This window comes from Curtobacterium sp. MCPF17_011 (genome assembly GCF_003234145.1).
Lineage (GTDB): Bacteria > Actinomycetota > Actinomycetes > Actinomycetales > Microbacteriaceae > Curtobacterium.
In genome coordinates this window covers 30,302-48,492 of record NZ_QKSK01000014.1, presented here as the reverse complement: position 1 = coordinate 48,492, position 18,191 = coordinate 30,302, and the positions used below count along the sequence as shown (strand labels likewise).

The window sequence follows — 18,191 nt, the reverse complement described above, 5'->3', positions numbered from 1 at the left end:
GTAGCGGGGCACCGCGTCCGGGCGGCGATCGGGACGCCAGTGGAGTACGGAATACCGAGTACTGGGTGCCCGGGGTGCCGTCCGGTTACGTTCCCTGCGCCGTCACCACCTCCACCGCCCGGACGGGGACGGGGAACAGGGACGGCTGACCATCGGAGGATCCTCATGCGTCACCGCATCACCACACGCATCGCCGTCGCGTCGACGGCCGTGCTCAGCATCGCGATCGGAACGGTCGCACCAGCGACCGCCGCTCCCCCGGGTCCGGCCGGGCGTCCGCAGGTCGGGCTGGCGATCGACGTCCTGGCGGACGGCGCGGGGCCGTTCAGCCCCGATGACCGACCCGGCGGCGACAGCGGGCCGACGAACGGTGTCGTCCGCACCCTCGACTCGGTCACGTACCGGGTGACCGTGAACGCGAACGGCGGTGTCGGCCATCGCCAACGCTTCACCGTCACCGCGCCGACCGGGACGTCGTGGGCGGCTCTGCCCGAAGGCTGTTCGGCGTCCGGCTCGGGCATCGACGGCCGCGACCTCACCTGCGTCCTCGGGGACGTGGCGGAAGGCCAGGTGGTCGCGGTGCCCGTCGTCCTCGACGTCTCCGCCGGGCTCGACGACGGCGACGCCGTCATCGTGACGGGGACCGCCACCGCTGACGACGCGGACGCACCGGTCTCGGCGACCGCGCCGCGGCTCACCGTCTCGGCGGCGGCCCGCTACAACCTGAGCAAGCGGGTCGTCGGCTCCGTGCTGCGCCCGGACGTCACCGGACCCGACGGCACACGCGGCTTCCAACTCGTGTTCCCGATCGCCGTCGAGTGGCAGCCGGTCGTCCCCGGGCAGGGCCTGCTCGGGTTCGCTCCAGGTGACGGGCGGATGACGTTCACGGACGACGTCTCGCAGCTGCGCGGTGACCTGCCGTCCGGCGCGGTGCTCTGGAACGGGGACGCTCCGCCGTGCGGTCCGAACGACCCGTCCGTCTCGTCCCGGTTCGCCTCACTGCCGGCGGGGAGCGGTGGTGGCCCCCGGGCGGTCGCCGACTCCGGCCGGTTCACGTGCGAGCAGTCCGGTGCCGGTCAGGACGTCTCCGTGACGATCACCGGGACCGTCACCGACGCGTCACGCATGCCGACGCAGAACGCCTTCGGCGGCCCCGTCGTCGGCAACACCCCCGGGTTCGTGGTCTCGGGCTACATCTCGTTCTGGGTGCCGAACCCACCCGCCGGCACGAGTCTCGGATCGGTGAACACGTTCCGCGACGTCGTGACGCACGCGGCGTCAGGGGCACCGAACTTCCCAGGGGACGCCGAACCCGTGGCGGACAACCGAGCGACACGGAACATCGTGGCGGACGCCGTCGGGACCGCGGGGAAGCGTCTCCTCAGGGTGCTGGACGACAGCGGTCGGACCGGCGACGGTTCGGCGCGTCGGGGTGATCCGTGGAGCACGCCCGGGTCGGTGCTCCGCAGCGACGTGAGCGCCTCGAACCCCGGACTCGACACGTTCCGGAACACCGTGCTGTGCGACACGTTCGACCGGCACACGCAGCGTCTGGCGCGGGTGCAGGGGACGTCGGCCCGGACCAGCGGGCTGCGCGAGGCGCGGGTCGAGTACGCCGCGTACGACATGGACGGTCCGGAGGACGGGCAACGCCGGGCCACGTGTGACGACGATCGCGGTCCCTGGTTCACGGACCCGGCGGAGGTGCCGGGCGGGATCGACGCCGTCGGCGCCGTCCGTGCCCGCGGTGACGTCGGCGGTGGCACCACTGCCGCGCTGTCCTCGTTCGTCTCGGTCCGCGAGGTCGCCGACGGGACGCGTGCCTACGACTTCGGGCACGTGCGCTTCAGCGACCGTCACCCCGACTGGGTGCACGACACCCGCTCCGACCCCGAACTCGGCGCCGGAGGGTTGTCCGACAGCGTGCTCGTCACCGAGGACCTGGCCCGGATCGGGAAGACCGTGGCGCGTGCCAGCTCCTCGACCGCCACGGCGGGCGACACGGACACACCGGTTCCCGTGGTGCCCGGCAACGCCGTGGACTACGTCCTCACGCCGTCGCTCACGAACGGGAACACGACGGGGCGACCACGACTGGTGACGGTCCGTGACGTCCTCCCGGCACACATGGCGTACAGCCCGGGCAGCGCGTCCGTCGAGCCGGCGGTCGACACGGTCCGGGACGACGACGGCACCGAGCACCAGCGACTGACCTGGGCGATCGACGACGTGACGCCGAACACCCGCATCGCGCCGATCACCTACACCGCCGTCGTCGCACGGGATGCTCCGGCAGGGCCGCTGGAGAACCGGGTCGAGGTCTCGGCTCCGACGGACCGGTCTCCGTCCGAGTACCGGTCCGCCGCGCGGGCCGTCCAGGTCGTGACGAGTGGTGGCCTGCGCGTCGAGAAGCGGGCGGAAGCCCCCGTCGTCGTCACGGGAGACGACCTGGTGTGGTCGCTCGACACGACGAACACCGACACGGATCCCGTCCGCGACGTACAGCTCGTCGACGTCCTCCCGCACGCCGGCGACGGATCGTCGTTCCACGGCGCAATCGAACTGGCCCGTCCCGTCGATGCCGGCCCGGCGGAGTCCGTCGTGTACGCCGCCGCCGACCCGGAGGCGGTGTCGCTCGACCCCGCGGACGAGTCGAACCAGCCCGGCGGCTCGACGACGTGGTGCGCGGAGACCGCGTTCGGCAGCGCCGGGTGTCCGGACACCCTCGCCGACGTCACTGCCATCCGGATCGACGACCCGAACGGGATCGCTCCCGGGGAGACCGTGTCCCACCGTGTGTCCATCGCGACCCACGGGCAGCGGGACGGTGACCGGTACACGAACCGCTTCGGGGTCCGCTCCGCCGACCTCGCGCTGCCGGTCCGGTCGAACCCCGCAACCGTCCGGGTCGTGTCGGGCGCCGTGGGTGACCTGGTCTGGACGGACTCGGACGGCAACGGCGTACAGGACCCGGGTGAGCCCGGGATCCCGGACGTCCCGGTGCGGTTGCACGGCACCGACGACCGGGGGCGAGAGGTCGATCGGGTCGCCCGAACGGACCGGGAGGGGCACTACGGCGTGGACGACCTGCGCCCTGGCGACTACGTCGTCTCCGTCACACCGGTGCCGGATCGCACGTTCACGATGCCCTCGGTCGGTGACGACGACGCCCGCGACTCCGACGTCGCGGCGGACGGACGGACAGCACCGATCACGATCACCCGGCGGACGGGCCCAGACGGGGCGCTCGAGGGCGTCGAACGGAACGACCGCATCGATGCCGGCGTCCTGCCGTCATCGTCTCCCGAGCCGGGCGACGGCGCGGGGAGCGGCGGTCCCGGAGTCGGCGGGTCCGGAGACGGTGGGTCCGGGAGCAGCGGGTCGACGGGCAGCGGTCCGGACGACCACGGCGACACGACTGCGCATCCGGGTGGCTCACGCGGGCACGCCCTCGCCTTCACCGGAGCAACAGGGACCGCTGCGGCCGCCATCAGCGCGTTCCTCCTGCTGATGGCCGGTCTCGGACTCCGAGCCCTCGCCCGCGCACGGCGCCGCGTCTGACGGTCACCAGCGGATCACTCGGTGCGTCTCGTTGCCAGCCCGGTAACGGGACGCACCGAGTCGGACGGCGACCGGCTGCCCGCCTCCGGCTCCGGCTCCGGCTCCGGCTCCGGCTCCGATAGCACGCGGACCGCATGCCCGAACAGGCAAGCACAGGCACGCGAGCACAGGCACGCAAAGCCCAGACACGAAGAAGCCCCGACACGAAGAAGCCCAGACACGAAGAAGCCCCGACACGAAGAAGCCCCGCTGCTCCATGAGCGGCGGGGCTTCTTCGTGGTGTCCTTGCTTCTGGTGGATCTGAGGGGACTCGAACCCCTGACCCCCTGCATGCCATGCAGGTGCGCTACCAGCTGCGCCACAGACCCAGAACGAAACGACCCGAAGGCCGGTTTCTGTTCCCCCGGTTCCCCGGAGGCACCAGTACAGCGTACACCACGCGAACACCGGGTGACGAAATCGTCACCGCCACCCGGGCGCGTCGCGCTGAGACCCGCGTCAGGCCGACTGTTCGGCACCCTGCGACTGATTGGCCGGCAGCTCGAGCGGGATGACCGGGCAGTCCGACCAGAGGCGCTCGAGGGAGTAGTACTGGCGCTCTTCCTCGTGGAACACGTGCACGACGATGTCCCCGAAGTCGATCAGAGCCCAGCGGCCTTCGCTCCGGCCTTCACGACGAAGCGGCTTGGCACCGACCTGGAGCAGGCGGTCTTCGATCTCATCGGCGATGGCGAGCACGTTGCGCTCGTTGCGGCCGGTGGCGAGCAGGAAGACGTCGGTGAGCTGGAGTGGTCGGGTGACGTCGAGGGCGACGATGTCCTCGGCCTGCTTGGAGTCGGCCGCTTGAGCGGCGATCTGCGTCAGTTCGAGTGCGCGAGCGGAGGCGGTCACGGATTCCTTCCGGTGGTCATCCCGACGCGTGCGTCCGGATGTTCATGTGGGTCACGATCATAGGTCAGACCGCTGACGCGGGCCATGCCCACGGAGTTCGAGGCTCGCTCAGGAGCCGAAGAAGTTCGTCGCGACGAGTGCGACGACGATGACACCGGCAGCGACGACACCGACGGCACTCGCGGCGACGGCCAGCACGACCGGCGTCTTGGAGTCCTTCGGCTTGGCGGCGGCGAGCACGACCTGGCGGGTCGACGTGTGGCTCGACACGGCACGGCTCGCGCGGACCGGACTGGCGTCCGTGTCCGGCTGCTCGTCGTGCTGCTCGAGGAGGCGGTCGACCTCTGCGCCGTCGATCGGCCGGTGCGACCCGGTCGAGGACAGCGATGAGGGCAGGTCGATCGAACCGGTGAGGATGACCTCGCCGGTGGCGTTGAGCGCACCGGTGGGGTCGGCCAGCGCCGAGTTCGGCAGGATGAGGGCGTTCGTGTGCGACTCGGCGACACGGCGCGTGCCGGTCTCCTCGTCGTGCACCTCGGCGTCGTTCGAGTCGTGGGCGAAGGTCGACCAGTGGCCGGCCGGAGGCTGGAACGCCGTGGTGACGGGCTTCGGCTCGCGCGGCGCATCCGAGGATGTCGGACGCGGGGTCGATCCCGGCTGCGCTGCGGATGTCGGTCCCGAGACGGGCGCATCTGCCGGCACGACGACCGGGACCTCGTTCGTGTCGTCGTCGTCCAGGTCGAGCGGGAACACGCCGGGAGCCGCGGCGGGCAGCTCGCTGGCGGGCGCGGCGACGTCGTCGGTCGCGGCCATGATCGCGTCGGGGTCGGCGTCGTGCGGCGCCCAGGTCGTGCGGTGCTGGCGGGGTTCCTCGCCGTGGGCAGCCGCCTCTTCCAGGGGCTCGATGGCGTCCGGCGAACCGTCAGCGGCGGTGGCCTGCTCGACAGCGGCGGGTTCCAGGTGCGTGAGCTCCGGGTTGGGGTCCTGCCAGTGCGAGGACTCGTGGTCCTCGGTGGCCCGGCTCTGCACGGCGTCGTCGTCGGACCCGCCATCGACCTGAACAGCGTCGGCGTCGGCGTCAGCGTCGGCGACCTCCGTCGCCCCGAGCCCGGCCCCAGCGCCGAGCCCGGCCCCAGCGCCGAGCCCGGCCCCGGCCCCGGCGTCAGTGTCGTCAGTGGGGTCAGTGGCGTCAGTGGCGTCAGTGGCGTCAGTGGCGTCAGTCGACCGCTCGTCCGTCGGCGCGTCGAACCCGAGGGGCACGAGCGGCGAGGACTGCGCCCCGATGCCGGCGGCAGCGGCTTCGACCGGGGTCGACAACGGCGGCACCTGGGCATCCGGTGCGGGTACGGACGAGGGGCCCGTCAGCGTGCCGAGGACGTCCTGCACGGTGCGGTCGGACGACTGCGGGGTCGGGTTCTGCAGCGGGACGGGACGGCCACCCTGCTGCTGCGCCTCGCGCAGCAGCCGCAGCTGTCGGCGGGACATCCCGCCGGTGCCGGGGACGATCTCGGTCGCGGAGGCCGGGGGCACGTCGGACACGCCGGTGGCGGCTCCCGCGGATCGCGGTGCCGCCTGGTTGGCCGTGGCCGAACCGGGGGCGACGTGCGAACCGGGGCGACGACGGGCCTCCGGTGTGGCGGGGGCGGCGACGGTCGGCGGCGGCGTCGCGGGCTGGGCACCGCCAGAGGCGGCGCGCTCGCGCTCACGCATCTGGCGCCGCGACAGCGGCGGCTGCGCGTCGGACGGACTCATGCAACGCTCCGATACAGATGGTGCTTCGAGATGTACTGGACGACGCCGTCGGGCACGAGGTACCAGACGGGGGACCCGCTCCGCACCCGGTCACGGCAGTCGGTCGAGGAGATCGCCAGCGCGGGGACCTCGAGCACACTAACGTCCCGTTCTGGGAGTCCGGTGATGCTCAGCTGGTGTCCCGGTCGTGTCACGGCGACGAAGTGTGCGAGGTCCCAGAGCCCGTCGTGGTCCTTCCAGTCGACGATCTGCTGGACGGCGTCCGCCCCGGAGATGAAGACGAGCTGGGCGTCGGGCCGCTGCTCGTGCAGGTCGCGGAGGGTGTCGACGGTGTAGGTCGGGCCGGGCCGGTCGATGTCCACGCGGCTGACCGTGAACATCGGGTTCGAGGCGGTCGCGATCACGGTCATCAGGTACCGGTGCTCGGCGTCGGTGACCTCGGACTTCATGTACGGCTGGCCGGTGGGGACGAACACGACCTCGTCCAGGTCGAAGTGCTTCGCGACCTCGGACGCCGCCACGAGGTGACCGTGGTGGATCGGGTCGAACGTCCCGCCCATCACCCCGATGCGCGGCCGACCCGTGCTCTCGAGCATCGGGTGGCGGATCAGATCTTGGAGTGGCCGAACTCGTCCACACCGGTCTCGTGCTGCCGGGTGGCCTGGAACTTGTGCGAGTGGCGGTAGGCGACGTCGCGGAAGCTCCACGTGACGAAGCCGAGGAGGGTGAAGACGCAGGCCGCGACGATCGGGAAGACGATCGCGGGGACGCCGGCCGCATGTTCTGCGGCTTCAGCGAGGAGTGACATCTGGCAGTGCTCCGATCGATCGAGGAAGACTCCAGACCATCCTAGCCGCGGATGTGTCCTTGCCCGCGCACGAGCCACTTGGTGCTCGTGAGTTCAGGCAGCCCCATCGGGCCCCGCGCGTGCAGCTTCTGCGTGGAGATCCCGACCTCGGCGCCGAACCCGAACTCCCCGCCGTCCGTGAACCGAGTCGACGCGTTCACCATCACGACCGCCGAGTCGACGCCCGCCAGGAAGTGCTCGGCCGTGTCGACGTCGTTCGTGACGATCGACTCGGTGTGGTGTGTGGACCATTGCGCGATGTGCGCCATCGCCGCGTCGACGTCGGGCACGACACGGATCGAGAGATCGAGGTCCATCGACTCGGTGGCCCAGTCGGCCTCGGTCGCACGCAGCACCCCGGGGACGATGGTCCGGGTGGCGTCGTCGCCCCGCAGGGTCACGCCGGCGGCCCGGAGGCGGTCGGCCAACACCGGCAGGAGCCGCTCGGCCGCCCGCTCGTGCACGAGCAGCGTCTCCAGGGCGTTGCAGACGCTCGGCCGCTGCACCTTGCTGTTGAGGACGATGTCCACGGCACGGTCGACCGGTGCCGACTCGTCCAGGAAGACGTGCACGACCCCGGCGCCGGTCTCGATGACGGGCACCTGCGACTCGCTGACGACGGTCTGGATGAGGGAGGCGCTGCCGCGCGGGATGAGCACGTCGACCAGGCCGCGGGCTCGCATGAGACCGGTCGCTCCGGCGCGTCCGAGCGGGTCGATCGTCTGCACGAGCTCGCGCGGCAGCCCGACCGAGGCGATCGCGTCCTGGATCCGCCGCACGAGCACGGCGTTGGTGCGGAGCGCCGCCGACCCGCCGCGGAGGACCACGGCGTTGCCCGACTTCAGCGCCAGGGCGGCGATGTCGACGGTGACGTTCGGACGTGCCTCGTAGATGGCGCCGACCACCCCGAACGGCACCCGCACCTGCGCGAGCTGCAGCCCGTTCGGCAGGACCGAGCCGCGGACGTGCTCCCCCACCGGGTCGGTCAGCCCCACCACGTGCTCGACCGCGTCGGCCAGAGCGTCCACGCGGTCGACGTCGAGACGCAGTCGGTCCAGCAGGCCCGACGTCAGTCCACCGTCCTGACCCGCGATCAGGTCTTCGTGGTTCGCGGTGACGATCTCCGCCGTCCCGGCGCGCAGCCCGAGGGCGATCGCCCGCAGGGCGGCGTCCTTGACGGCCGTCGTCGTGGTCGCCAGCACCGTCGCGGCCGCGCGGGCAGCCGTCAGCGTGTCGACGAGCGGCGTACCCGCCTGGGCCTGCGCGGGAGCGGTGAGGGACATGACCCGATTCTAAGTCGGCGGCGCCTCTGTGACGGGAGGCGTGCCTCCCGTCCGACGGGCAGCCCCGGTCAGGCGCGTGGTGCGGCCCGGAACCAGGTACCGACGTGCTCCCCACCGAGCGCACGGTCGACGAGGGCCGTCGCCGTGACGAGCACGGACGTGCCGGCCTCGGCCGCGAGGCGGGCGGCCGCGACCTTCGTGCCGGCTCCCCCGGTACCGACCCCGGCAGCACCGATCGAGCCGAAGGTCACCCCCGCGAGCTCGTCGCCGAACGGGACCTCGTCGATGCGGGTGGCACCGGGCTGCTCCGGCGGCTTCGTGTACAGGGCTTCGACGTCGGACAGCAGCACCAGGGCGTCCGCCTCGACCTGCCGGGCGACGAGCGCGGCGAGCCGGTCGTTGTCACCGAACCGGATCTCGTGGGTGGCGACCGTGTCGTTCTCGTTGACGATCGGCAGCACCCGGAGTTCGAGCAGCCGGTTCATCGCCCGCCGCGCGTTCACCCGGTGCGTCGGGTTCTGCAGGTCACCCGCGGTGAGCAGGACCTGCGCCGCCGTGACCCCGTGCCGGTCGAGTTCCTTCTGGTACCGGAAGACCAGCACCGCCTGCCCGGTGGCGGCGGCGGCCTGCTGCGTGGCGAGGTCCTCCGGCCGTCCCTCGAGCCCCAGGAACGGGAAGCCGGTGGCGATGGCGCCGGACGACACCAGGACGACCTCGGTCCCACGACGGTACGCGCCGACCAGGGCGTCGACGAGCGGGCCGATCTGCGACGCGTTGTCCCCGCTGACCGAGGACGAGCCGACCTTGACCACGATCCGTCGGGCGCGCGGGATGTCCGCGCGCTCCGCGACGGTGTTCGGTCCGACCACGGCGCTCAGTCGCGCTCGGACGTCGTCGGCTCGACCGGGTCGGACTCGGCGTCGTCGTCGTCCGCCCACAGACCGGCGATCCGCTCCTGCTCGAGCTCGGCACGTGCGGCGGCCTTGCCGTCCATCCGCTCGAAGTAGTCCGAACGACGCTCGTTGCGCGTCGGTCGGGCGTTGAGGTCGAGCCGGGAGTCCGTCCCGCGAGCGCTGGTGATGAGCTCCGCGGTGGAGGTCAGGGTCGGCTCCCAGTCGAAGATCATGCCGCCGTCGCCACCGATGACCACGGTGGACCCGGCGACGGCTCCGGCCTTGAACAGGCCGTCCTCGACCCCGAGCTTGGCGAGCCGGTCGGCCAGGTAGCCGATCGCCTCTTCGTTGGTGAAGTCGGTCTGCTGCACCCAGCGCTCCGGCTTCGCACCACGGACCCGGTAGAAGCGGTGCTCCTCGCCGCCCTCGGCACGCACCGTGAACGGCTTCTCGTTGACGGCCTTCGGACGGAGCACGATGCGCTCGACCTCGGGCTCGGCGGCCCGCTCGGCACGGGCCTGCTCGACGACGTCGGCCAGGGCGAAGGTGAGCTCACGCAGGCCCTTGTGCGACGCGGTGGAGATCGGGAACACGCGGTAGCCGCGGGACTCGAACTCGGCGGTCACGAACGCCGCGAGTTCCGCGGCGTCGGGCACGTCGATCTTGTTGAGCGCGATGAGCTGCGGGCGATCGAGCAGCGGGACCTGCCCCTCGGGGACCGGGTACTGCTCGAGTTCGCGGAGGATCACGTCGAGGTCGCTGATCGGGTCACGGCCGGCGTCGAGCGTGGCGCAGTCGATCACGTGCAGCAGGGCTTCGCAGCGCTCCACGTGACGGAGGAACTCGAGGCCGAGCCCCTTGCCCTCGGACGCGCCCTCGATCAGACCCGGGACGTCGGCGACGGTGAAGCGCGTGCTGCCCGACTCGACGACGCCGAGGTTCGGGGTCAGCGTCGTGAACGGGTAGTCGGCGATCTTCGGCTTGGCAGCCGAGATCGCGGCGATCAGCGACGACTTGCCGGCGCTCGGGTACCCGACCAGGGCGATGTCCGCGATGGTCTTCAGCTCGAGGCTGACGTCGCCGCTCCACCCGTCGGTGCCGAGGAGCGCGAAGCCGGGGGCCTTGCGCTTGGTAGTGGCGAGCGCGGCGTTGCCGAGGCCACCCTGGCCGCCGGGACCGACGACCACGCGGATGCCCGGCTCGGTGAGGTCCGCGAGCACGTCGCCGTTCTCGTCGTACACGACCGTGCCGACGGGGACGGGGAGCTCGAGCGTGTCACCGCTGACCCCGCTGCGGTGGTCGCCCATGCCGGGCTGGCCGTTGCGGCTGGAGCGGTGCGGTGAGCGGTGGTACCCGAGCAGGGTGGTGACCTGCGGGTCGGAGACGAGGACGATGTCGCCGCCGTCACCGCCGTTGCCGCCGTCGGGGCCCGCGAGGGGCTTGAACTTCTCGCGACGGACGGACACGCAGCCGTTGCCGCCGTTGCCTGCCGTGAGGTGCAGCGTCACGCGGTCGACGAACGTCGCCATGGGGTCACTCCTGTAGGTGTTCGGGAAATGCAGAAGAGGGGCAGGCACACGGCCCGCCCCTCCCGCTGAAGCTGATCGTCAGCGACTACGCGTTGACGATGTTGATGACCTTGCGGCCACCCTTGGTGCCGAACTCGACCGCACCGGCCGAGAGGGCGAACAGCGTGTCGTCGCCACCGCGGCCGACGTTGGCGCCCGGGTGGAAGTGCGTGCCGCGCTGGCGGATGATGATCTCACCGGCGTTGACGACCTCGCCACCGAAGCGCTTCACGCCGAGGCGCTGTGCGTTCGAGTCGCGACCGTTGCGAGTGGAACTCGCACCCTTCTTGTGTGCCATGTCTCTGCTCCCGCCTTATGCGATCTTGGTGACCTTGACGCGCGTGAGATCCGCGCGGAAGCCCTGGCGCTTCTTGTAACCGGTCTTGTTCTTGAACTTCTGGATGACGACCTTCGGGCCGCGGAGGTCGGCCAGGACCTCGGCGGTGACCGTCACGTTCGCGAGCTCGGACGCGGCGGAGGTGATCTTGTCCCCGTCCACGAGGAGCACCGGCGCGAGGTCGATGTTGCCATTGTCGTCGGCCTTGATGCGGTCGATGGTGATGATCGAGCCGACCTCGACCTTCTCCTGACGGCCGCCGGCGCGCACTACTGCGTAAACCACGTGGAATCCTTACGTAACTCTGCTTGAGGGAAGTCTCGGGTGCCCACTTCTGCGCGAGCGCCCTGGGTTGCCCCGGGACGATCGGCGACGCAGGCAGAACGGCCCGCTGACACCAGGGATCGAGAATACTCGATCCGACCAGGCGGGTCAAACGCCGACACACGTACCATGGGGGGATGACCGTGTTGATCGATCCCCCGGCCTGGCCCGCACACGACACGCTCTGGTCACACCTGGTCAGTGACTCATCCTACGACGAGCTGCATGCCTTCGCCGACCGGGCGGGGGTCCCACGGCGCGCGTTCGACCACGACCACTACGACGTGCCGCAGGACCGGTACGCCGAACTCGTGGCCTCCGGGGCCGCCCCGGTGACCGGGCGCGAGCTGGTGCTGCGCCTCATCGCCAGCGGACTCCGTGTGCCGCAGCGCGACAAGCGGAAGACGGCGCGCGACCAGGACTGACCGCGGCACCGGGAACGTCGACCGGATCCGTCACCGGGAGGGCACACACGGGCGTGTCGCGGGACGTCAGCGCGGATGCCGGCCGACCCACAGCCACGCGGCCGAAGCCGACCCGAGCAGCATCAGGGTCATCGGCAGCCCGAGTTGCAGCGGCGTGGTGACGACGTCGACGAGCAGACGCCCGAGCCCCTGCCCCACGCTCCCCTGCTGGACGGCGTCGTGGACCGCGGTGACGATGCCGACCAGGGCGAGTGCCACGGTGCCCGCAGCACCCGCCAGGACGCTCCGCAGGAGCACGACGGGCAGCGGGGCACGCGGCACCACCGGCACCAGGAAGGCCAGCACCAGGAAGGCCGCGAGGGCGAACGGGGAGCGCGCGACGAAGACGTTCTGCACGAAGGCCTCGACCAGGCTCGTCCCACCGTGGCTCCGGAAGGGGCCGACGATCGTGCTCGTGCCGAGCAGCCCGATCAGGCCCGCCAGGAACTCGACCAGGACGACGCTGACCACGGTGATGGCCGCGCCCGTCGTGGCGACGATGGAGACCTCGGGCGCGAGGACGGACGTGGCGACGGGCACGCCGGCCCGACCAGACCCAGCCCGAGCAGAACCAGCACCCGAACCGGCCCGACCAGGACCGGCCGGATCCAGCGGGGGCACCGCCGACGGGGGTGCCCCCGGCGGTGGTACGGCTCCCCAGCCCGTCCGGGGCTGGTCATGACCCGGTACCGGGTCACGACCAGCCGGACGCTGCTCGTCCGTCACATCACTGCCCGAGGATGACGGTGCCGTCGTCCTCGGTGGCCGTCGGGTTCGCCGGGGCGCTGATGCTCCCCGACGAGACACGACGCGAACGCGCACGACCCTGGCCGGGCTGCTTCGGCTCCGGCAGCGCCTGCAGCACCGAGTCGAGGAGGGACTCCGCCGCTTCCTCGCTCACCCGACGCGGCTCGCGCTTGGCGACGCCGACCGGGATGTCGAGGATGGCGACGGTGGTGTCGGCCGGCGTGACCGGGGCCGACGAGCTGACCCGACGGCGACCGGCGGGACGCTCCTTCGGCGCCACCTCGGCGGCGGGCTGCTCAGCGACAGCCGCGGCCGACTGCGCCGGTGCCGACTCCGGACGCGTTGACCGCGTGTGGACACCCGTCGTCGTCCCCGGGAGCACCGCCTCCGGGGCGGGCGTCGCGAGCGACGTGTGCTGCTCGGCGGACCCCTGCTGCGCGTCACTCGACGCCTGCTGCGCGTCGCTCGACACCTGCTGCGCGTCGCTCGACACCTGCTGCGCGTCACCGGCCCGGCTGCCACGACGGCGACGACGCTTCGAGCCACCGGTGGGCTCACTCGGCGCCTCGGCCGCGGGGGCGACCGGCGACGTCGGCGACGCCGCCGTGACCGGCGACGCGGCACCGGCGACGCCGGTGACCGGCACGTCGGACTGCTCGTGCGGGATGGTCGACGCGGCGATCCGCGACAACGCGTGCTTGACGTCGTCGGTGATCTGGTGCGCCTGCGACGACTTCGACTCGGCCGCGACGGCGTTGCCGTTCGTGCCTCCACCGTTGCCGTTGCCGCCACGGGCCTTGCGGCGGCCCTTGGTCGGCCCCGGGTCCGCGTTGTTGTCGTTGACCTGCGCGTTGACCTCGTCGAGCGACTCGCGCAGACCGACACCGATCTTCTTGCGGGTCATCTGCACGAGGCCGAGCGAGGTGACCTCGGCCACCTGGTGCTTCGTCCGGTCGCGGCTCAGGCACTCCATGAGGCGACGGAGCACGAGGTCCCGGTTCTCCTCGAGCACCATGTCGATGAAGTCGACGACGATGATGCCGCCGATGTCCCGCAGACGGAGCTGGCGGACGAGTTCCTCGGCGGCCTCCAGGTTGTTCTTCGTGACGGTCTCCTCGAGGTTGCCCCCGGAGCCGACGAACTTCCCGGTGTTGACGTCGACGACCGTCATGGCCTCGGTGCGGTCGATCACGAGCGAACCACCGGAGGGCAGCCAGACCTTGCGGTCGAGGGCCTTCTCGATCTGCTCGTTGATCCGGTACTCCTCGAACGAGTCCGGGCCCTGGTAGAGCTCGACCCGGTCCTTGAGGTCCGGCGCGACCGCACTGAGGTACTCGTCGATGGTCTGTCGAGCGGACTCGCCGTCGATGATGAGCTTCGTGAAGTCCTCGTTGAAGACGTCACGGACGATCTTCACCAGCAGGTCCGGCTCGGAGTGCAGCATGACCGGCGCCTGGCCGCTCTGGACCTTCTTCTCGATGGCCTCCCACTGGCTGGTGAGGCGCTGCACGTCGCGCGTCAGCTGGTCCTCGGTGGCACCCTCGGCGGCCGTGCGCACGATGACGCCGGCGTGCTCGGGGAGGACCTCCTTGAGGATCTTCTTGAGACGGGCGCGCTCGGTGTCCGGCAGCTTGCGGGAGATGCCGTTCATCGAGCCGTTGGGCACGTAGACCAGGTAACGGCCCGGCAGGGACACCTGGCTGGTCAGACGCGCGCCCTTGTGGCCGACCGGGTCCTTCGTGACCTGCACGAGCACCTTGTCACCCGGCTTGAGCGCGGCCTCGATGCGACGACCGTGGCTGGTGTCGACCGAGTTCCAGTCGACCTCGCCGGCGTACAGGACGGCGTTGCGACCGCGGCCGATGTCGACGAAGGCGGCCTCCATCGAGGGCAACACGTTCTGCACCTTGCCGAGGTAGACGTTGCCGATGAGCGAGACGTTCTGCGACTTCGTCACGTAGTGCTCGGCGAGGACGCCGTCCTCGAGCACGCCGATCTCGATGGTCGAGGAGCTCGACCGCACGATCATCTGGCGGTCGACGCTCTCGCGGCGGGCCAGGAACTCGTCCTCGGTCACGACCTGGCGACGACGTCCGGCGTCACGGCCGTCACGACGGCGCTGCTTCTTGGCCTCGAGACGGGTGGAGCCCTTGATGCGCTGCGGCTCGGTGATGAGCTCGGGCTCGCGGCGACGCGGTTCGGCCTGCTCGCGGTCGCTGCTGCTGCCCCGGCGGCGGGTGCGGCGGCGGCTGCCACCCTGCTCGTCGCGGTCCTCGTCATCCCAACGGTCAGAACGGTCGACCCGATCGGTGCGCTCGTCGCGCTCCGGGCGGTCGTCGCGGTCGTCACGGTCGGACCGGTCGTACCGGTCCGACCGGTCGTACCGGTCGCTCCGGCCGGAGCGGGAGCCGCGTCCCGAGCGCTCGGCTCGGTCCGAACGGTCGTACCGGTCGCTCCGATCACGGTCACGGTCAGATCGGGCGGGCAGCTCCGGCAGCACCGGGGCGTGGAAGATCAGGCTGAGCGTGCTGGTCGCCTTCGGGACGAACGGCTCGGCCGGGGCCGACGCCGCGTCCGGACGGGAGGCCCGTCGCGCCTCCGGCACGTCGCTCGCGTCCGCCGCGCCCTGCGTCCCGACCTCGTCCTGGCCGACGGCCGGCAGGTCACCGGTCAGGGTGCTGACGTCCTCCGGCGCGGTTCCCGCACCCGAGGCGGCTTCCACCACGACGGAGACCGTGCCGGTCGCGGTGTCGACCACGACCTCGACGGTCTCCGAGTCCGGCGACTGCTCGACCTCGGTCGTGTCGCTCACGTCTGCCTCGGCGGTGTCGGTGACGTCAGCGGTGTCGCTCACGTCGGCACCGTCGGAGGCGTCGACCGTGTCCGCGACATCGAGCGCCTCGACCACGTCGGACGACCGGTCGGGATCGAGCTGCTCGTCGGACCCGACCTGCTCGTCGTACTCGACCTGCTCGTCGGACCCGACCGTCTCGACGGCGTCGGTCGACGTGTCGGACGGGTCAGGCGCCTCCAGGCCGCCGGACCGGGCGCGACGGCCGCCGAAGAGGCGGGTCCGGCGCTTCGGCGCGTCGTCGGTGTTCTGGTTCTGGTTCTCGTTCTGCTCCACCATGGACTGGTGCACTCCTCGACCCCGCACGCACCCGGTGGGTGGCGGGAATTCTCTCGTATCGGTGCGGGCGGCGACTCCGCCCCCGCGCTCGCTGCTGTCAGTGACCGATCCGGCGTCTCGTCCACGCCCGGTCGTCGTGGGCACCCGGCTCACGGCGGCTCGGCGTCGGAGGTGACGCGTCGTCCGGTCACGGTGCTCTGTCACAACACCATCACGTCCGGGCGGTGGCCCGGCAAGTTCTCGTCGTCGCCCGGATCGGCCGGGTGACTGGTCCATCATCGCACGCGGTCGCGGAGAACGCCGGGAGCCTCGTGCGAAGATGACGCCGTGAGTTCGACGCCTGTTGCTCCCCGCCGTCCCGTCGCCGTCGCGATCCTGTTGCTCGTGACCGGACTGGTCGGGCTGTACGCGGCGTTCAGTCTGGTGCTCGACGAGTTCGCCAAGTACGAGAACCCGCAGAAGGTGCTGACGTGTGACGTCAGCCCCTTCCTCAACTGCTCGAACGTCATGACGACGTGGCAAGGGCACCTCTTCGGGTTCCCGAACCCGCTGTTGGGGATGATGGGGTTCGTGGCACCGATCGCCGTCGGCATCGCGCTGCTGGCAGGGTTCCGGGGTACGAAGTGGTTCTGGACGCTGTTCAACGCCGGGCTCTTCCTGGCCTGGGTCTTCGTCACCTGGCTGTTCACCCAGACCGTCTGGTTCATCGGGTACCTCTGCCTCTGGTGCATGCTCGTCTGGGCCATGACGATCCCGCTGTTCTGGATCTTCACGATCTGGAACCTGGCGAAGGGGAACCTGCCGTTCGGCACCGGGGGACGACGGATCGGCCGAGCGCTCCTGCCGTTCTGCTGGGCGTTCCCGCTCGCGAACTACCTGTTCATCGTCGTGGTGATCCTCGTTCAGTTCCCGACGCTCCTGACCACCCTCTGAACTCCGCGACTGAGCCCACGGTGGTGACGTGTCACCTGATTCCTGGGGTCTTCCCAGCACAGGGGCCCGGTCCCGGCGGTCGGAGCCGTTACGCTCGATCCCGATGAGCGACAACGAGAGCAAGAAGGCGCGCCGCAACGCCGCGCGCGAGCGTGCCCGCGAGGCCCGCCAGAAGGAGCAGGCCCGCCGACGTCGGAACAAGACGTTCCTGATCAGCGGCATCATCGTGGCGTCGCTCGCGGTCGTCGCGATCGTCGTGCTCGTGGTCGCGAACTCGATCCAGCCCGTCGGGCCCGGACCGAAGAACATGGCGAGCGACGGCATCGTGCTCACGGGGCAGAACGGCAAGATCGTCCCGGTCGAGACGAAGGGCATCCCCGAGGGTGGGAAGCCGAGGGCCACGAAGCAGGACGACTCGGTCGCGAACATCACCGTGTACGAGGACTACATGTGCCCGATCTGCAACCAGTTCGAGACGGGCAACATGTCCCAGATCAAGCAGTGGGTGCAGGACGGCACCGCCACGCTCGAGGTGCGCCCGTTCAACCTGCTCGACCGCGCCTCGCTCGGCTCGAAGTACTCGACCCGCTCGGCCGCCGCGGCCGCCTGTGTCGCGAACTACGATCCCGACGCCTTCCTCGACGTCAACAGCGCCTTCTACGAGAACCAGCCGTCGGAGAACACCCGCGGTCTGACGAACGACAAGCTCGCCGACATCGCGAAGAAGGCCGGCGCGACGAACGCAGAGGTGCAGTCCTGCATCACCGACCAGCGGTTCGCAGGCTGGGTCGCCGACGCCACGAACCGTGCGCTCACCGAGCCCCTGCCGAACTCCGACCTGCCGAAGCTGACCGGGACTCCCACCGTCCTCGTGAACGGCAAGCAGTACAACGGAACCGGCACCAACGCCTGGTCCGACGCCCAGGCCTTCGCCTCCTTCGTGGAGCAGAACGGCGGCTCCGGCAAGTAGTCGCCGGCACGACGACGAAGGCCCCCGCACTCGAGAGTGCGGGGGCCTTCGTCGTACCGGATCAGGCGAACCAGAGTCCGAGCTCACGGGCGGCGGACTCCGCCGAGTCCGAGCCGTGCACCAGGTTCTGCTGGACCTTGAGACCCCAGTCGCGGCCCAGGTCACCACGGATGGTGCCGGGAGCGGCCGAGGTCGGGTCGGTGGTCCCGGCGAGCGAGCGGAACCCGGCGATGACGCCGTTGCCCGCGACGCGCACGGCGACGAGCGGACCGGACTGCATGAACTCGACGAGCGGCTCGAAGAACGGCTTGCCCTGGTGCTCTTCGTAGTGGCTGTCGAGCAGGTCGCGCGGCGCGGTCAGCATCTTCAGGTCGACGATCTCGTACCCCTTCGCCTCGATGCGGCGGAGGATCTCACCGGTGAGCTGGCGGGCGACGCCGTCGGGCTTGACGAGGACGAGGGTCTCTTCGAGTTCGGACACAGCGGGACTC

At 70.9% G+C, this 18,191-nt stretch carries 16 protein-coding genes and 1 tRNA gene; 4 read left to right on the top strand and 13 right to left on the bottom strand.

Annotated features, from left to right (window positions below):
* The first annotated feature begins 165 nt into the window (after window positions 1-165).
* Complete coding sequence (locus DEJ25_RS14845) at window positions 166-3,561, top strand: SdrD B-like domain-containing protein (RefSeq protein ID WP_181427465.1); 3,396 nt, start codon at window positions 166-168, stop codon at window positions 3,559-3,561.
* Window positions 3,562-3,853: 292 nt separating this feature from the next.
* On the opposite strand, the gene DEJ25_RS14840 is transcribed toward DEJ25_RS14845, so the two are convergent.
* The 10 genes from DEJ25_RS14840 to rplU all read right to left on the bottom strand — a co-directional run bounded on the left by DEJ25_RS14840 (window position 3,854) and on the right by rplU (window position 11,417).
* A tRNA-Ala gene (locus DEJ25_RS14840) sits at window positions 3,854-3,929 on the bottom strand.
* Between the two features lie 130 nt (window positions 3,930-4,059).
* A complete protein-coding gene (gene rsfS, locus DEJ25_RS14835; RefSeq protein WP_110903971.1) occupies window positions 4,060-4,452 on the bottom strand; it encodes a ribosome silencing factor in 393 nt (130 codons plus the stop codon).
* Between the two features lie 108 nt (window positions 4,453-4,560).
* Window positions 4,561-6,204, bottom strand: a complete 1,644-nt coding sequence (locus DEJ25_RS14830; protein ID WP_111045172.1) for a hypothetical protein — start codon at window positions 6,202-6,204, stop codon at window positions 4,561-4,563.
* Window positions 6,201-6,800, bottom strand: a complete 600-nt coding sequence (gene nadD, locus DEJ25_RS14825; protein ID WP_110903973.1) for a nicotinate-nucleotide adenylyltransferase — start codon at window positions 6,798-6,800, stop codon at window positions 6,201-6,203. The genes DEJ25_RS14830 and nadD overlap by 4 nt, the downstream gene beginning before the upstream one ends.
* A gap of 11 nt (window positions 6,801-6,811) precedes the next feature.
* A complete protein-coding gene (locus DEJ25_RS14820; RefSeq protein WP_110903974.1) occupies window positions 6,812-7,012 on the bottom strand; it encodes a hypothetical protein in 201 nt (66 codons plus the stop codon).
* Window positions 7,013-7,053: 41 nt separating this feature from the next.
* Window positions 7,054-8,334, bottom strand: coding sequence for a glutamate-5-semialdehyde dehydrogenase (locus DEJ25_RS14815; protein ID WP_111045171.1), 1,281 nt, complete (start codon window positions 8,332-8,334; stop codon window positions 7,054-7,056).
* A 68-nt stretch (window positions 8,335-8,402) separates the two neighbouring features.
* Window positions 8,403-9,203, bottom strand: a complete 801-nt coding sequence (gene proB / locus DEJ25_RS14810) for a glutamate 5-kinase (RefSeq protein ID WP_110904032.1) — start codon at window positions 9,201-9,203, stop codon at window positions 8,403-8,405.
* Window positions 9,204-9,208: 5 nt separating this feature from the next.
* The gene (gene obgE / locus DEJ25_RS14805) at window positions 9,209-10,756 is read right to left on the bottom strand and encodes a GTPase ObgE (protein ID WP_111045170.1); all 1,548 of its coding nucleotides are present in this window, start codon (window positions 10,754-10,756) and stop codon (window positions 9,209-9,211) included.
* A gap of 85 nt (window positions 10,757-10,841) precedes the next feature.
* Window positions 10,842-11,093 carry a 50S ribosomal protein L27 gene (gene rpmA, locus DEJ25_RS14800; protein ID WP_110903977.1) on the bottom strand — a complete coding sequence of 84 codons (252 nt, stop codon included), beginning with the start codon at window positions 11,091-11,093 and terminating at the stop codon, window positions 10,842-10,844.
* A 15-nt stretch (window positions 11,094-11,108) separates the two neighbouring features.
* Window positions 11,109-11,417 carry a 50S ribosomal protein L21 gene (gene rplU / locus DEJ25_RS14795; protein ID WP_110903978.1) on the bottom strand — a complete coding sequence of 103 codons (309 nt, stop codon included), beginning with the start codon at window positions 11,415-11,417 and terminating at the stop codon, window positions 11,109-11,111.
* A gap of 176 nt (window positions 11,418-11,593) precedes the next feature.
* Here rplU and DEJ25_RS14790 point away from each other — a divergent pair, with 176 nt between their 5' ends.
* Window positions 11,594-11,881 carry a DUF4031 domain-containing protein gene (locus tag DEJ25_RS14790; protein ID WP_111045169.1) on the top strand — a complete coding sequence of 96 codons (288 nt, stop codon included), beginning with the start codon at window positions 11,594-11,596 and terminating at the stop codon, window positions 11,879-11,881.
* A 66-nt stretch (window positions 11,882-11,947) separates the two neighbouring features.
* Here DEJ25_RS14790 and DEJ25_RS14785 read toward each other — a convergent pair whose 3' ends face one another.
* Window positions 11,948-12,460 (bottom strand): hypothetical protein, encoded by a 513-nt coding sequence (locus DEJ25_RS14785; RefSeq protein ID WP_111045168.1) that lies wholly within the window; start codon window positions 12,458-12,460, stop codon window positions 11,948-11,950.
* 187 nt (window positions 12,461-12,647) lie between these two features.
* On the bottom strand, window positions 12,648-15,797 hold the full coding sequence (locus tag DEJ25_RS14780) for an Rne/Rng family ribonuclease (RefSeq protein ID WP_111045167.1): 3,150 nt from the start codon (window positions 15,795-15,797) through the stop codon (window positions 12,648-12,650).
* A gap of 327 nt (window positions 15,798-16,124) precedes the next feature.
* Here DEJ25_RS14780 and DEJ25_RS14775 point away from each other — a divergent pair, with 327 nt between their 5' ends.
* Window positions 16,125-16,730, top strand: a complete 606-nt coding sequence (locus DEJ25_RS14775; protein WP_110903981.1) for a vitamin K epoxide reductase family protein — start codon at window positions 16,125-16,127, stop codon at window positions 16,728-16,730.
* A 103-nt stretch (window positions 16,731-16,833) separates the two neighbouring features.
* On the top strand, window positions 16,834-17,700 hold the full coding sequence (locus tag DEJ25_RS14770) for a thioredoxin domain-containing protein (RefSeq protein ID WP_111045166.1): 867 nt from the start codon (window positions 16,834-16,836) through the stop codon (window positions 17,698-17,700).
* A 61-nt stretch (window positions 17,701-17,761) separates the two neighbouring features.
* On the opposite strand, the gene ndk is transcribed toward DEJ25_RS14770, so the two are convergent.
* Window positions 17,762-18,181, bottom strand: coding sequence for a nucleoside-diphosphate kinase (ndk, locus tag DEJ25_RS14765; protein WP_110903983.1), 420 nt, complete (start codon window positions 18,179-18,181; stop codon window positions 17,762-17,764).
* Window positions 18,182-18,191: the final 10 nt, after the last annotated feature.